The 14,551-nt window shown below is 52.8% G+C and carries 16 protein-coding genes; 12 read left to right on the top strand and 4 right to left on the bottom strand.

Translation table 11 applies throughout. The features are described from left to right. The first annotated feature begins 2 nt into the window (after positions 1-2). Positions 3-212: a DUF2065 domain-containing protein gene (locus tag AB8615_RS06705; RefSeq protein WP_409431854.1), complete on the top strand. Its 210-nt coding sequence runs from the start codon at positions 3-5 to the stop codon at positions 210-212. Positions 213-291: 79 nt separating this feature from the next. Further along, positions 292-1,731 carry a Do family serine endopeptidase gene (locus AB8615_RS06700; protein ID WP_409431853.1) on the top strand — a complete coding sequence of 480 codons (1,440 nt, stop codon included), beginning with the start codon at positions 292-294 and terminating at the stop codon, positions 1,729-1,731. A 6-nt stretch (positions 1,732-1,737) separates the two neighbouring features. On the opposite strand, the gene AB8615_RS06695 is transcribed toward AB8615_RS06700, so the two are convergent. Both AB8615_RS06695 and serB read right to left on the bottom strand, forming a co-directional pair. Next, on the bottom strand, positions 1,738-1,992 hold the full coding sequence (locus AB8615_RS06695; protein ID WP_409431852.1) for a TIGR03643 family protein: 255 nt from the start codon (positions 1,990-1,992) through the stop codon (positions 1,738-1,740). A 33-nt stretch (positions 1,993-2,025) separates the two neighbouring features. Next, positions 2,026-2,913 (bottom strand): phosphoserine phosphatase SerB, encoded by an 888-nt coding sequence (gene serB / locus AB8615_RS06690; protein WP_418151943.1) that lies wholly within the window; start codon positions 2,911-2,913, stop codon positions 2,026-2,028. An 18-nt stretch (positions 2,914-2,931) separates the two neighbouring features. Between serB and miaA the strand changes: the two genes are divergently transcribed. The 8 genes from miaA (at position 2,932) to rodA (ending at position 10,275) form a co-directional block, all read left to right on the top strand. Then, entirely contained in the window at positions 2,932-3,852 is a 921-nt protein-coding gene (gene miaA / locus AB8615_RS06685; RefSeq protein WP_418151941.1) for a tRNA (adenosine(37)-N6)-dimethylallyltransferase MiaA, read from the top strand. A gap of 52 nt (positions 3,853-3,904) precedes the next feature. Continuing rightward, a complete protein-coding gene (locus AB8615_RS06680) occupies positions 3,905-4,624 on the top strand; it encodes a TVP38/TMEM64 family protein (protein ID WP_409431849.1) in 720 nt (239 codons plus the stop codon). Positions 4,625-4,772: 148 nt separating this feature from the next. After that, positions 4,773-5,816, top strand: a complete 1,044-nt coding sequence (locus tag AB8615_RS06675) for a rod shape-determining protein (protein WP_409431848.1) — start codon at positions 4,773-4,775, stop codon at positions 5,814-5,816. A gap of 43 nt (positions 5,817-5,859) precedes the next feature. After that, entirely contained in the window at positions 5,860-6,309 is a 450-nt protein-coding gene (locus tag AB8615_RS06670; RefSeq protein WP_418151939.1) for a hypothetical protein, read from the top strand. Beyond that, positions 6,273-6,731 (top strand): rod shape-determining protein MreC, encoded by a 459-nt coding sequence (gene mreC, locus AB8615_RS06665; protein WP_418153065.1) that lies wholly within the window; start codon positions 6,273-6,275, stop codon positions 6,729-6,731. Before AB8615_RS06670 ends, mreC begins: the two co-directional genes overlap by 37 nt. Continuing rightward, positions 6,731-7,255 (top strand): hypothetical protein, encoded by a 525-nt coding sequence (locus tag AB8615_RS06660; RefSeq protein WP_409431846.1) that lies wholly within the window; start codon positions 6,731-6,733, stop codon positions 7,253-7,255. The genes mreC and AB8615_RS06660 overlap by 1 nt, the downstream gene beginning before the upstream one ends. Next, on the top strand, positions 7,256-9,130 hold the full coding sequence (gene mrdA, locus AB8615_RS06655; RefSeq protein WP_409431845.1) for a penicillin-binding protein 2: 1,875 nt from the start codon (positions 7,256-7,258) through the stop codon (positions 9,128-9,130). Next, positions 9,127-10,275, top strand: coding sequence for a rod shape-determining protein RodA (gene rodA / locus AB8615_RS06650; RefSeq protein ID WP_409431844.1), 1,149 nt, complete (start codon positions 9,127-9,129; stop codon positions 10,273-10,275). The genes mrdA and rodA overlap by 4 nt, the downstream gene beginning before the upstream one ends. Here rodA and AB8615_RS06645 read toward each other — a convergent pair. Continuing rightward, positions 10,255-11,046 (bottom strand): response regulator, encoded by a 792-nt coding sequence (locus AB8615_RS06645; protein ID WP_409431843.1) that lies wholly within the window; start codon positions 11,044-11,046, stop codon positions 10,255-10,257. The two genes, rodA and AB8615_RS06645, sit on opposite strands and share 21 nt — an antisense overlap. Before the next feature lie 192 nt (positions 11,047-11,238). Between AB8615_RS06645 and AB8615_RS06640 the strand changes: the two genes are divergently transcribed. Beyond that, positions 11,239-12,675 (top strand): sodium-dependent transporter, encoded by a 1,437-nt coding sequence (locus AB8615_RS06640; protein WP_418151936.1) that lies wholly within the window; start codon positions 11,239-11,241, stop codon positions 12,673-12,675. 221 nt (positions 12,676-12,896) lie between these two features. Next, a complete protein-coding gene (locus tag AB8615_RS06635) occupies positions 12,897-13,514 on the top strand; it encodes a hypothetical protein (protein ID WP_409431841.1) in 618 nt (205 codons plus the stop codon). Positions 13,515-13,556: 42 nt separating this feature from the next. Here AB8615_RS06635 and AB8615_RS06630 read toward each other — a convergent pair whose 3' ends face one another. Then, positions 13,557-14,540, bottom strand: coding sequence for a dipeptide epimerase (locus AB8615_RS06630; protein ID WP_409431840.1), 984 nt, complete (start codon positions 14,538-14,540; stop codon positions 13,557-13,559). Positions 14,541-14,551 lie beyond the last annotated feature (11 nt).

Genomic DNA, 14,551 nt, shown 5'->3' with positions numbered 1-14,551 from the left:
ACATGCTACCTCTGGCGATCATATTGTTCGCCATTGGCGGCGCACTCGTGATTGAAGGTGCCGCCTGGGCCATATACCCGGGCGGCCTTCGCCGTATTTATCACGAGATGATCTCGCAAATGAGCGATAAAGACCTGCATGTTTCGGGACTTATTTGCGTATTCATCGGCGTTATTGTGTTAGCTCTCGCGATCGGCCTCTTGCCTGGCTGAGCTTTTGTCTAACTGAAAATTTAGGTGATGCGCGCTTAGGCCCCCTTGGCAAAGCCGCCATTTCGCCTAGAGTGAGATTATGAAATATACTTCGCTTCTATCATTATGTTTTGCTGCAGCTCTGACAGTGTCGACCGCGCCTATAACAGTATATGCGCAAGAGGTGCCAGTCGCCTCGCGCGGTGTGCCGCAGGGATTTCAACAACTCGCCAAGCGTCTTTCGCCTGCCGTGGTCAATATCTCGACAGCACAAACCATAGAAATTGATACCGAAGACGCCCCCGCTTTTCCCAAAGGCTCGCCGTTAGAACGGTTCAACGATTTCTTTGGGGGTGGGAATGATCGTGATGGTCGGGTCTCCAAATCGCTCGGCTCTGGCTTTGTGATTGATGCAGACGGTCATATTGTCACGAATAATCACGTCATCGAAGACGCTGACTTGATCGAGGTCACATTCCCGAATGGCGATACATATGAGGCCGAATTGATTGGCCGTGATCCTGCGACAGATATTGCCTTGCTCAAGATTGATACGGGTCAGCCCATGCCATTTGTCCCTTGGGGCGACTCGGACGCGGCAGAGGTCGGAGAATGGGTCATGGCGATTGGTAATCCCTTCGGTTATTCTGGCTCAGTCGCGGCAGGGATTATCTCAGCGCGAAATCGGGATATTTCTCACGGTAGCTATGATGATTTCATCCAGACGGATGTTGCGATCAACCGCGGCAACTCTGGTGGTCCGCTGTTTAATATGCGCGGCGAAGTCGTCGGCGTGAACACGGCTATCCTTTCACCGACTGGGTATAGCGTCGGAATTAGCTTTTCTGTGCCAGCCGATTTGGCGCAAAGTGTTGTCTCGCAACTGATTGAATTTGGTGAAACGCGGCGCGGTTATCTCGGTGTGCGACCGCAAAAAGTCAGCCCTGCGATTGCGAAAAGCTACGGCCTCGACAAGACTCAAGGCGCATTGATTAAGTCCGTTGTCGCGGACAGCCCTGCTGACAAGGCTGGGCTGCAGCGCGGAGATTTGATCCTTAAACTGGGCGACGAAACGCTGGAAAGCTCTCGGCTTCTATCGCGCAAGATTGCAGATGCACCGATTGATAAAGCGTTGAAGGTGACCTTTATTCGCAAGCGGAAAACAAAAACTGTCGATGTTGTTATTGAGCGCCTGAAGGAACAGGTGACGGATGAAGAAAAGCTTCGCCGTGAACAGTCCGAGAGTGATGCTGACCGCTCTGTGAACGGGATTTATGTCGAAGCCTTGACGGAGGAGGCGCGCGCAAAATTCCGCATCACCGAAGATATTAAAGGTGTGCGTGTGGTGAAAGTTGACAAGCGTGCCGAGGCCAGCGGGAAAATCCTCAAGGGCGATATTATTGAGGAAGTCGGGTTCGAACGCGTCACCTCACCGAAAGAGTTTGAAGACGCCATGACTGCGGCGGCAGATTTCGACGGGCCAGTGACCCTTCTGATCAATCGGGGTGGGAACTTTATTTTCTACGCCCTAAACGTCTAATGTGGATCATTTGAGTTTTGCATTATGCTTGCTGGCGCGACCGCTGACGCGTTTGCGCCACATACGAAAGCTGCTGGGTTGCATGTGGCCCCGCATGATTTTGATCACCTCAGCTTCTGATAGGCCTGACTGAGTTTGAATGTCGTCAAAGGAGGTTTCATCGTCCCATGCCATCGCGACAATTTCTGACGTTGTCAGCGTTCCTCGGTCTTTGCGAGGTGTGGCGGGGATGAAATCATCGGGGAATTTGCGGTCTGTCATGTGCTAGTTACGCAGCAGGTGCAGCGACAGTTCCTATCCAGCGTCAACAAACTCGTCTTCCGAAAACCCTTGGTAATACAAAGCCGTGCGTAAGTCCGTGCAAGTAATCGCACAGTGCGCTTGCGCCGCGACAACGGGCTTGGCGTGATACGCAATGCCTAGCCCTGCCGCTTGGATCATCGCCAAATCATTGGCACCGTCACCAATCGCGACAGCTTGGTCGGGTCCGCCAATATCTTGGCTATTACGCTGCATCGCTGTCAGTTTTGCTTCGCGTCCCAAAATAGGCATTTGCACAGTGCCAAGCAATGTATGCGATCCGGCCAGCAAGACATTCGCCTGATGCGCCTCAAACCCACAGGCTTTGGCAACACGCTCTGTAAAGAACGTAAATCCGCCAGAGACAATGACAGTTTTAGCGCCGTGCGCTTTCATCGTTTGACACAATGTCTTTGCGCCAGGATTAATCGTGATGCGGTCTGTATAACAACGCTGTAAGACGGATAAATCCAAGCCTTTCAACAGGCTAACACGTTCTGTCAAAGCGTCTTCAAAGTCGAGTTCGCCGCGCATGGCGCGTTCCGTGATCTCGCTGACGCGGTCTTTCACACCTGCAAAGTCGGCGAGTTCATCAATACATTCCTGCCCAATCAAAGTGCTATCCATATCGCAGATCAGGAGTTTTTTGCGGCGGTTATGGCTGGTAAAAATTCCAATATCTGCTTCAATGCCAGAGGCTTGCAGGGCTTCCGAAATATCTTCATGGGTCACGCTATTGGTGATCATACATTCGAAAGCTTTGCCTTCTGCCAAAACACAAAAGTCGGGAGTGGCGGGCAGGGTCGCTATTGCTTCTTCAAATGCCAAATTATCTCTTTGGGCTAGCACTATTGTGGCGATACGGGGTAAGGCGGCAGGCATGACAAGGTCTCACGTAAGATGAAGCGCGTTATTTGTATCGCAGGCTCAACCGCTAGCGGCAAGAGTGCATTCGCTGTACGCCTTGCGAAAGCTGTGGGCGGTGAGGTGATCAACGCAGATAGCATGCAGGTCTACCGCGAGCTACAAGTGCTCTCAGCAAGACCTGATGCAACCGAGATGGCGGGGGTGGCGCACCACCTATTCGGACATATTTCAGGGAGCCAAAGATATTCTACGGGGGCTTGGCAGCGGGAGGTTGTGCCAGTGATCTTGGATTGTCTGGCCCAGGATGTGACGCCGATTTTGACAGGTGGGACGGGGCTTTACTTCAAATCTCTGACAGAGGGGATTGCGGATATTCCTGATGTAGACAACGCCGTTTCACAATCATCACAGGCTTTGCTGGATACTCATGGCATTGCCAAATTTCGAGAGATGTGCGCTGACATTGACCCTATCGCGACGGCCCAAGTGCAGGGACATGATCCGCAGCGGCTCTTGCGAATCTATGATGTGTGGGCGGAAAGTGGCGCGCCTTTGTCGACTTGGCAGGCGAAGACCCGCCCGATTATTCCAGTGCAATTCATGCACACGGCTGTCCTCCTTCCGCCAAGGCAGTCGCTTTATGAAAAGATCAACCAGCGGTTTGACCAAATGGTTGAATTAGGCGGCGTAGACGAAGCGAGGCTTGTTCAGGCGCTAGGGCTAGACCCAAGCTTGCCAATGATGAAGGCGATTGGGCTCAGTCATTTATTGCGTCATTTTCAGGACAAGCTGTCTTATGCGGAGGCTATTGATCTCGCCAAACGCGATTCGAGACGACTCGCGAAACGGCAAATGACGTGGTTTCGCAATCAAACACCCGACTGGCAAAAATTGGAAACGGCAGCGGATCGCGAGGCGTTTCTGGCGCATGTCGTGGCAAATCCAAATGTCTAACCTTGTGGCTTTTTCAGTTTTGAATATCGCTGGTGCAGGGTAAGGGCCACCTATGAAACAGCTTTGGGCCTTCATCACGCAAATGGATAAGAAAGCGCGTCGTGCTTTGGGCGTGACGCTGCTGATGTTTGCTTTGGTGATCGGAATGATCGTGTTGGGCAAAGATGTGTTGAGTGTGAATGAGAGCGAGGTCAATCGACTTTTTGAGGCGCTGCGCGATAGTGGCTGGGGTCTGCCTGCGACTATCCTCGTCTTCTGTCTGGCTGCCTTTATCGGTGTGCCGCAATGGGTTTTGATTGCGGGCGTTGTGCTGGCGTTTGGTCCCTTAATGGGTAGCGCCTATGCGTGGGTTGCCACGATGCTGTCGGCCAGTTTGGACTTCTGGTTAGGCCGTTGGGTGGGGGCTGAGCGCTTGCGCCAATACGGTGGAGACCTCATCAACCGCATTATCGCGATTGTGCAGAAGAACGGATTTGTCACAAGCTTCGCCGTGCGCTTTGTTCCGACAGGGCCATTTGTGCTGGTGAATATGGCGGCTGGTGTATCGCGTATGACGTTTCCTGCCTTTGCAGCAGGCACAGGGCTCGGCATTATTCCGAAGATCGCCATTGTTGGATTGGTCGCGCAGGGCATTGTTTCCGGCGAGCAAGGCAAGTCGGTTTTTCAAGTCTTTATCGGGCTCGCTATCGTGATAATTATTGGAATGTTTCTGGCGCGCCGCACTCTACAAAAGCGCTTGAATTTAGATGCGGAAAACGCCCCGAACAAATAGCAGCGAAATTTGGCGGAATTCAGCAGGATTAGCTTGCAATTTCCCGCGACACTTTCCATTAACAAATTTAAGGGACTCGCCTCAAGAGAATTAATTACAGCTGTTTCGCGTGAGTGGGGCACAGGCACAAACAGACATAGGGCTTCTAATGTCACTGCTAGACGCATTTTCATCTGACATCGCGATCGATCTAGGGACCGCTAACACCATGATTTACGCCAAGGGGCGTGACATCGTTTTGAACGAGCCCTCCGTTGTGGCGTTCTCTGTTCGCAATGGTCGCAAGGTCGTTCATGCTGTAGGTATTGATGCCCGTAACATGCTAGGCCGTACGCCGGGCCATATCGAGGCGATCCGCCCGATGAAAGACGGCGTGATTGCCGACTTTGAAGTCGCTGAGAAAATGATCGAGCATTTCATCAAAAAGGTGAAATCACAGAACGGCTTCTGGCGTCGGGCCAAGCCCCGTGTCGTGATCTGTGTGCCAAGCGGCGCAACGGCGGTGGAACGCCGCGCGATCCATCAATCAGCCGAACAAGCGGGCGCGCGTCGTGTCTATCTGATCGAAGAGCCTATGGCGGCGGCGCTGGGCGCGGGTCTACCAATCCATGAACCTAGTGGGTCTATGGTTGTCGATATTGGCGGCGGCACGACGGAGGTCGCTGTGCTGTCCCTCGACGGTATTGTCTATTCGCGTTCTGTGCGTGTCGGCGGCGACAAAATGGATGACGCGATTATCCAATATGTGCGCCGCACAACGAACCTATTGCTAGGCGAGATGTCCGCTGAGCGCGTGAAAAAAGAAATTGGTTCTGCGACGATGCCGGCGGATAATGAAGGCATGACTGTTCAGATCAAAGGCCGCGACTTGATGAACGGTGTTCCGCGCGAAATTCGCGTAACCGAAGCCATGATCGCGGAGAGCCTCGCTGAACCAGTTGAGCAAATCGTGGAAGCTGTAAAAATGGCGCTCGAAGCTACGCCGCCTGAACTGGCCGCTGATATTGTTGATAAAGGCATCATGTTGACAGGCGGCGGCGCGTTGCTGCGGAATTTGGACTCGGAGCTTCGCTCTCGCACAGGTCTGCCCGTGTCAATCGCGGATGATCCTCTGTCCTGTGTCGTGCGCGGCTCTGGCACTGTGGTTGAGAATTTGAAAAAATGGAAAAGCGTCCTGTCCAGCGGTGTATAGCTGCGGACATTGATGACGCGAGAGAAGAGGCGCAAGGCACAACATGGCCCTGTCTAACCGAGATGATGACGGGTTAACGCACTGGGTCTTGATCTTGGCATTTATCGTCGCCGGGTTCTTCTTAGTTGTAACACGCGACTCGGCAAGGCTGCGCGTATCAACCCCGAGCACCTTGGACAATATCAACAGCCCTGCGATTGCGGTTCTGTCTAAACCCGTGCGCTCGCTCGAAAATTTGATATTTGGGTTTCGCGACCGCGCGCGCGCCTTTGAAGAGAACAAAGCCTTGCGGGCGGAGCTGCAACAACTTCGCGAATCCCAAGCCCTCTATGATGTCATGCGGATGAAAGTCAGTCGGTATGAGCAAATATTAGCCGTCAATACGAAGACAGATCTGCCGCTAAAAAAATTGGCGCCCGCGCAGTTAGCGAGAGCGATGGCCCGTTCGTGCGTTCGATGCTTCTCAACGTCGGTCGGGAGCAAGGCGTTATGATCGGCAATCCAGTGATGAGTGCGGACGGCCTGATTGGGCATATCATCAATATCGGGAAGACATCGTCCCGTGTTTTATTGCTCGGGGATTTGAACAGCCGCATTTCCGTCATGGCTCGCGACCACGAAAGCCGCGCGATTTTAGCGGGCGATAACTTACCACAGCCTAAACTATCTTTCGTTGCTGAGGGCGCGCCATGGGCGGCTGGGGATGTCGTGATTACGTCCGGTGATGACGGGATGTTGCCGCGTGGATTGTTCATTGGCGAAGTTGTTCGCGGCGAGCGCGGCGAGTTGCGCGTTCAACTGGGATCAGACAGCCAAGCCTTGGATTGGGTTTGGGTGTCACCCTTCGTGCCAATTACGTTGACGGAAGATGATCTCGAACTTGATCCCCCTGCCACAACGACAGAGCCAGGCTGATGGTCTATCAAACCACATCATCAACGCGACAGAGTAGTCGCATTGTCCCTGCGACCTTGGCGCTAATTTTTGCCGCGCTTATGTCTTTCGTGAGCCTGAATATTAGCGGATCCACCATAGCCCTGACATGGCTTCCGCTTCTTTTAATCACGCTGTGGCCGAGGCAAGTGCCGTCTGTTTATAGTATCGCGCTATTTCTCGCGGTTGGATTATTCGTGGATTGGGGCAGTGCTGGTGCGCCGGGGCAATGGGCGATTATTTATCTCGCTGTGTTCGCCGTGCTGCGCCCTGATCGCCGCGCCAAGCCTATCGGCTTTGTGCAGGCGGTGCAGTATTGGGTGGTGGCTCTCATTACGGGCTTGGTCTTGCTCGTGGTCACGGGTTGGTTTGTTTATGGTGTGCTGCCAAATACGCTGTCTCTAGCGCGTCAAGTCGGCCTTGTAACAGTTCTACTGCCAATCGTTTTTGCCCTGCGCGGTGGTCTGCGCTACATTTTAACTGATGCAGATGATAGGGATTTTTAAGTGAACGCTGAGAGCGGAAAATCAGACGGCACTATCATTAATCGTCGCGCTGCGATGATGGGGCTTGGCGGCGTTGGCATTTTCGGTGTGCTGGCCAGTCGCTTGTTTTATCTGCAAGTCGAAAAGGCCGAGGATTACCTGACGCTGTCCGAGAACAACCGTTTCAACTTCAACGTGATCCTCCCTGTCCGGGGTAAAATCTTGGATCGCTACGGCGAAAAGCTTGCGGAAAATCGTCAAGATTTTCGGGCTGTCCTCATTCCGGAACGAACAAAAGATATTGACCAAACCCTTGCGCGAGTAAGCGATATAGTGGGGCTTGATGAGGCCGCGATTAAGCGCATCAAGAAAGATATTCGCGAAAACGCAAAGTTTATCCCAATCATGATCAAAGATCATTTGGACTGGAAGACGTTTTCGACGCTCAATATGAAAATGCACAATCTGCCTGGAATTATTCCCGAAGCGGGTGAGGGGCGATCCTATCCGAATGGCGGGGTTTTTGCGCACACTTTGGGATATGTCGGCCGGGCTAATGATAAAGATATGGAAGTCGATCGTGACCCGCTCTTGCGGCAGCCTACTTTCCGCATTGGGAAGACAGGCGTCGAAGCGGCGGCCGAAAGCACATTGCGCGGCTCCGCAGGCCGGCTGAAAGTCGAAGTCAACGCTATGGGTCGCATCGTGCGGGAATGGCCCGACCCCAAAGACAGGGCCACGCCAGGCAAAGATGTCTGGCTAACGCTCGACGCGCCTTTACAACGCTTTGCCGCTGAACAATTCGGTGAAGACAGTGGCGGCCTGGCGGTGATGGACGTTATGACAGGGGAGCTGCGCACCTTGCTCTCTATGCCGAGCTATGACGCGAATTTGTTTGTGTCGGGCCTGACACAGGCGGACATGGACGCGCTGAACAATGACGAGCGGCGCCCGCAATATAACAAAGTGATCAGCGGCGGTTATGCGCCTGCGTCGACGTTCAAAATGGTCGTAATGCTCGCCGCGCTTGAGAGTAAGATGATTGATCCGTCGCGCGATGTTTTCTGCGTGGGTCGGTTACGCCTTGGCAATCGGACGTTTCATTGCTGGAAGCGGCAAGGCCATGGCCGCATGGATATGCATGACGCGTTAAAGCATAGTTGCGACGCCTATTTTTACGAGATCGCTCAAGTGATTGGGATCGAGCGTATTGCTGACATGGCGCGGCGTCTGGGGTTAGGGCAGCGGCATGATGTTGGCATTGCGGGCGAAAAGTCTGGAATTGTCCCCGACCCGACTTGGAAGCAGGATAAGCTAGGATCAGCTTGGCGCATGGGCGATACACTGAACGCGTCGATCGGGCAGGGCTTTGTGCTGGCGACGCCGCTGCAACTGGCGGTGATGACAGCGCGGATTGCCAATGCGAAATATGCTGTGTCACCGACCTTGATCGTTGGTCAGGATTTGCGTGAGCCGTTGGAACTCAACATCAACCCGCGGCATTTGGCCTATGTGCAAAGATCTATGTGGGCCGTTGTCAATGAGGAAGGCGGCACAGGTGTGGCGAGCCGTAATATCGGTCTGCCAGACATCGAAATTGCTGCTAAGACAGGCACAGCGCAAGTACGCGGTATCTCGGCGAGCGAGCGGGCATCGGGTGTCCGCAAGAATGAAGCCCTCCCTTGGAAGCTACGCGATCATTCAATTTTCGTCGCTTATGGCCCCTATGCTCAGCCGCGCTTTGCGGTGGGATGTGTCGTGGAACATGGCGGGTCAGGGTCACGTCGCGCGGCGCAACTGGCGCGGACTGTCTTGGCGGAAGCGCTTAAACGCGACGGACTTGGCCCTCGCACGGAAAATAGCGAACCCTCCAAGAATAAACCGGTGCGACTATGAGAGGGCTAGGCGCGAGTGGAAGCTTTGAGAGCAGCCGTAGTCTGCAGACGAAACTCTATGAATTAAACTGGCTTCTGATCGCGCTGATTATGCTAATCGGCATGGTCGGTGTTGTTATGATTTATTCCGCAACAGACGGAATTTGGACGCAAGGCGCAATGCAGCACATGGTGCGGATAGGCGTTTGCGCACTCATTATGCTGATTGTCGCGCTGATTGATATTCGTGTCTGGTATAACCTCGCATACCCCGCTTACGCTGGGGCGCTTTTGCTTTTGATTGCAGTTGAGTTTTTTGGGATCAGCGTAAATGGCTCTCAGCGTTGGGTCGATTTAGGCTTTATGCGCTTACAACCGTCAGAGATTATGAAGCCCGCTATCGTTATGGCGATTGCGCGATATTACCATGATTTACCAGATTGGCGGGTCTCGCGAATATCGGGTCTGGCGGGGGGCGCTCTGCTGATTGTTCTGCCTATGGCGCTGATTTTACGACAGCCTGATTTGGGCACATCGCTTCTGCTGGCAGCAACGGGAATTGCGATTGTATTTTTATCAGGTGTGAATTGGCGTGTGATTGGCGGGGCGGCTTTGGGCGCTGTGATCGCTATTCCGCTCTTTTTTCGCTTTGGGCTAAAGGAATATCAGCGCGCGCGGATTTGGACGTTTCTCGATCCGTCCCGTGACCCAACAGGGGCCAGCTACCATATCACTCAGTCTAAAATTGCGCTGGGCAGTGGGGGCGTGAACGGCAAAGGCTTTATGAACGGCACGCAGAGGCAGGGCGATTATGTGCCTGAAAACCGCACAGATTTTATCTTCACTGTGATTGGGGAGGAGTTCGGCTTGATCGGGAGTTTGCTGACGATTGGGATATATATGGCCGTGATCGCACTGTGTATTTGGCTGGCCTGGCAGTGCAAAAATGCGTTTTCTAAATTGCTGATTTTAGGACTGACGACGACATTTACACTCTATATTTTTATCAATCTTGGCATGGTGATGGGCCTCGCCCCCGTCGTTGGGGTGCCTTTGCCCCTGATCTCTTATGGCGGGACTGTTATCCTTGCCGTTATGGGCGGATTTGGCTTGATCCTATCGGCGCATCTACACCGCAATGTAGAGCTACCGCGAACCTATCAATAGCTCAGGCGGGGCATGGAGGGCGTCTTGCAGCGGTGTGCGCGACCCTGCGAGGCAGGCGCATAAGAGCTGCAACAATTTTGGCGTATCCCCGGGCGGCGCATTTTGGAGTGACTTTGCGATATGACTAGCCCGCGCTAAGCCGATAGTCGCGGTAGAGCCTTTGATAGCATGCACAGCGCCGCGAAAGCGGGTGATGGCGGATATGTCGCCTTGCAAGACAAGATGACGGTCCTGTTCTATCGTCTCAAGACTAGCTTTCACACCGTCCCAAAACCGCTGTTCAACCGTCTTAAGGGCGACCTTGTCTTCAATGCTATTGAGCTGTGCTATTACGCGGTCATCTAGCAATGGGCTCTCGTCAAAGGCCGTAACCAGCTTTGCAGGAAGGATTGCGGGAGGCGGCACATCGCCTGCACTGTAGAGTAGAACTAACCGATCAAATTGTCCGCTTCGCAGCGGCTTTGGAAGGATTCCGTTAAAGCCCGCCATACGGTAGCGCGTTTGATCGGCAGGGCTACAGAATGCGGTGAGGGCGAAAATGGGGACTTTCGAGTTGGCATTTTTGAGGGCCTTAATGCGGCGTAGTGTTTTTAACCCGTCCATGCCTGGCATCATAATATCCAATAGAACGGCGTCATAATGGGCCGTGGTGCAGGCTTTGAGTGCTGATTTTCCGTCAACCGTTGACACCACACTATGTCCGTCACGTTCCAAAATAGAGCGTGCGATCAGTCGATTGGCGTCATTATCCTCTGCCAGCAAAATACGCATGGGTCGGACTCTCTTGTTTGAGCTGGGCTCACTATTCATGCTCTGAGGCTTGGCTTGATGGTTTATCATAACGCAACTGTAAGTAATACACTTTAAAAGTGTGTTACTAAGATTTTGCCCGACAGGTCAAGGCGCTTGACGTGAGGGTTATTTCCCTTAATCAAAATGAAAAAATATTTAGGGATCAATCTTATGGCAGCTCCAGGCACGGCTCAGTGGTCATCACGTTTTGCATTTACAATGGCCGCAGTCGGCTCCTCGGTAGGGCTCGGAAATCTCTGGCGATTTTCATCTGAACTCGGGACGAATGGCGGCGCAGCTTTTTTGGTTGTCTATGTCGCCTGTATCTTTTTCATTGGCATCCCAGTCTTGATGAGCGAATTCATAATCGGTCGGGCGGGGCAGTCTTCCAGTGCGGTGGGATCACAAAATGATTTGGCAGTCCGAAGCGGCGTGACGAAAACTTGGGCTGCGGGCGCATGGTTAGGGATGACGGCGTCATTCTTGATTGTTAGTTTTTACTGCGTCGTCGCTGCTTGGGTTTTAAATTACTTAGTTCGTTTCCTCGGCAATTCATTTGCAGGGCAATCACCAGAGGTCATTTCTGGGAAATTCGAGACAATGCTCGGAGATCCTACACAGGTCTTGCCTTATTTCTTTATTTTCGCAGGGATCACGATTTGGTTAGTCTCGCGCGGCGTGAATAAAGGCATCGAGTTGGCGGCGAAATATCTCATGCCGTTATTCTTTGTTCTACTAATAGGTCTTGCGGCATATTCTGTGATTACAGGCATGGCCACGGGCGGCACAGCGAAAGCCGTGTCCTTTATGTTTACGCCTGATTTTTCCAAGATTACACCCGCAGTCGCAACGTCAGCTCTCGGCCAAGCGTGTTTCTCTATCGGGATTGGTAATGCGATTATGATCACTTACGGCTCATATTTGCCGCGTAATGTTAGTATTCCAAAGGCCGCGGTTACGATTTCGCTTGTCGATACGCTGGTTGCGATTACGGCGGGCCTCGCAATCTTCCCGATCGTTTTCACGCATGGTTTGGACAGCGCGGGCGGCGCGGGCCTCTTCTTCCAGACATTGCCCACGGCTTTGTCTGAATATTGGTATATCGGCGCAGCCTTCTTCTTCTTGGCGTTCTTCGCGGCGATCACATCATCTGTGTCGCTCCTAGAGCCATCGGTCGCTTATGTGGCAGAGAAGTTCAGCATGACCAAAGCGAAAGCGGCTTGGATCACGGGTGCAGCTATCACGGTCGTGGGCCTTGGGTCGCTATTTTCGTCAGATTTCTTTGAGTTTATCGACACAGGTCTCGCGGGCCCAATCTTGGCACCGTTATCTGCGCTCCTGATCGTGCTGTTTACAGGCTGGCGTTTGAGCAAGGTCATCCTGTCAGAAGAACTGGCGGGAGAGGGCGAATCGCTCGGGCGTTTCGTGATGTTCTTCGTCAAATGGGTCGCGCCGCTGTTCATGGGTGTGGTATTTATTTTAGGCACATGGAAAGAATATGATGTCTGGATCAAAGCGCAAGTAAACCAAAACTTGGTTATATTTATTCTGCTCGGAATCGTCATTTTATTACTAACGAAGATTTTAAAGGTCTTAGAAACGAAATAGGTCATTGAACTTGGCTTTATTGGATTGCGCCGCTATTCGCGGGGTAGTCACATTACAAATTATTTAACTGTGATTAACCTCTTGTCGTGCTGAAATCGCACAATTAAGATAGTGCTAACCTTAGCTATTCAGCTAATGTTCAACATATTATGTTTATGTGGGGTAAGCAGATCTTCCAGTCGTGTAGTACGTGCTGGGGGGTTCTAATTCGGGACCTACATATGCGCCTTCATTGGACACAACATATCGTCACTCTTTGCGCGGCTAGCTTGCTGGCAACGGGATGTGCGACGGTTGATTTGAATGAAATGACGGCACCTGCCGCGACGAATACGGCGCAAGCGGATGTTAATGTGGTTGAACGCGCCGCCGCAAAACTCAAGGCAGCTTTCACAAATAAGGGTTTCGTCGCCAAGACGTCCCGCAAGCGTATGCGGTCTGCAGCGAAAGTGCTATTAAACGGCCTGGAAAATAAGAATGTGACAGCGTCTGCGGATGATGGCTACCTGGCAACGCCTAAGCCCATTTCCGTTGTTTCTGCTGACATGAGCTTTGCCAAGCAGCATGTCATCCAAACGACTCGTGCCGCTGAAATTTACTTAGAGATGGCACCTGCGGAGCGTTCTCTGCGCAAGGAACTCAAAGACCTTGAAGCTGCTTTGATGGCTGCCAAAGAAGCGGGCCGTGTGTTTGAGGCGTCTTTGAATGGTGCGAACACGACTGAATTGGTGGTGTATAATAAGGCCGTAGATGATTTACGTGACATCACGAATGAATTTGGAGCCCGTGTGCGGGTGCAGCAATCCGAGAAACATGCCAAACGGACGTCGTCTATCTAGTAGACAATCAATCCGCTGCCTTGCTTGCCCCGCAACCTTCAATCACCCCCAAAGCGCTGCGCTGGGTGGCCTGATAATGCCTTTGTCATAGACCAACCCGTCCTCACAATCCTTTGCCAGCAATAGCGGGCCGTCTAGGTCGATATAATCGGCATAGCTTTCCAAGATCATCATCGGCGCCATGGCTAAAGAACTGGCCACCATGCAGCCTGCCATCACACTAAATCCGTCCGCCTTTGCGCGCTGCATCAAAGCATGAGCCGCGCTCAGCCCGCCGCATTTGTCCAACTTCACATTGACTGCACGATAGCCAAATGACGAGAGGGCCGCCAAGTCATCCACAGTGTGTAGGCTTTCATCCGCGCAAAACGGGATCGGGCCTTGGGGGAGTTGTCCAACGCGCTCTGTGCCCGCTGTGATCGGTTGCTCTATGAGCGCGATTCGGAGGTGCGCGACTTGATCGTAGAAATTATGTAATTCATCTGGAGCTATTGCTTCATTCGCATCGACGATTAAGTCAGCGTCAGGTCGCGCGGCGTATACAGCTCTCACACATTCCAACCCGTGTTCATGGCCAATTTTGATCTTTAGCAGCGGGTATTGCTTGGCCGCTATGGCTGCATCGGCCATTCCCTCTGGCGTGTCGAGGGAGAGCGTGAAGGCTGTCTGCCGTGATTGTGGCGGCGGTGCGGGTAAAAGCGCAGTCACGGATGTGCCTTGGCGCTTGGCCTCCAAATCCCACATCGCGCAGTCCAGGGCATTCCGCGCTGGGCCGGGGGGCAGGGCAAATTGCAATTCTCTCAGGCGCATGCCGCCCTCAATGCGGGGGCGAAGCGCTTCAATCTCTGCCGTTACGCTCTCCACGTTATCGCCGTATCTCGCATAGGGTCGACACTCGCCGCGGCCTTGGTAATGTCCGTCCGTCAATGTGACCCAGACCGTATGAATTTCCGTCAAAGCGCTCCGCGCAATCCGAAATGTTCCTGCAACGGGCCAAACTTTTTGTGTGATTAAAAGATGAACCAAAGGTAATCCCT

The sequence above is a fragment of the Litorimonas sp. RW-G-Af-16 genome, from assembly GCF_048319245.1.
In the GTDB taxonomy this organism is placed as follows: Bacteria; Pseudomonadota; Alphaproteobacteria; order Caulobacterales; family Maricaulaceae; genus Litorimonas.
The sequence above is the reverse complement of the archived record's forward strand: the minus strand, read 5'-3'. Positions and strand labels throughout refer to the sequence as shown.